A 600-nucleotide genomic window follows, 5' to 3' on the forward strand; every position below is an offset into this window, starting at 1 on the left:
CCCACGCCATTCCGTGACCTTCTTCCAGTGGTCATGTCGGCCTCCTTGCTAGTGGTTGATGAAGCTTTATGGCCTCATCGCTGCTCTAGGTGGCGCGGCATGACCTCTTTTTTGGGATTGTGCACTGTTTGTTTGTGTAGCTTGTGCTGGCAGATAATTAACGTCTCGAGTTGTTAAAGAATAAATTTTAACTATTATTGCTATGTATTCCACTTAGGTGGTGAATAAATTACTTAAATTAAAATTAGTACTTTAATTTTTTAATAAATTACAATTCACTTGCTTTCATTTTTACAGGAGGAGAGCAAGATGAGTGAGATTCTTAACTCGGTGCAGATGGGCTTGCCGTCAATTTTCCCGCGATCAAGCATTGGTGAACTTACGGAGGGCATTATCCATCCCAAAACCTTGGCCAACCTAGACAGCCTTGGCTTAGGCCCCAGCAAGCGTTGGCGCGTGGGACGAAGAGTCTTCTACGAGCGAGATTCGTTCATGGAGTGGTTTGCTCGCCGGGTGAAGGAGCCTGAACCCAAAACCATCCGGGGCGGCGCACCTGCCCCACAAAGCCGGAGTGCTGAAGTACTTGGCTATCTTACTGAT

The 600-nt window shown here is 46.7% G+C and carries 1 pseudogene; it reads left to right on the plus strand.

The features are described from left to right. Window positions 1-309: 309 nt before the first annotated feature. A pseudogene (locus FVW27_RS18910) lies at window positions 310-600 on the plus strand (hypothetical protein); the annotation flags it as partial.

Origin of the sequence: Nitratidesulfovibrio liaohensis, from assembly GCF_011682075.1 — a bacterium.
Taxonomy (GTDB): Bacteria; Desulfobacterota; Desulfovibrionia; order Desulfovibrionales; family Desulfovibrionaceae; genus Cupidesulfovibrio; species Cupidesulfovibrio liaohensis.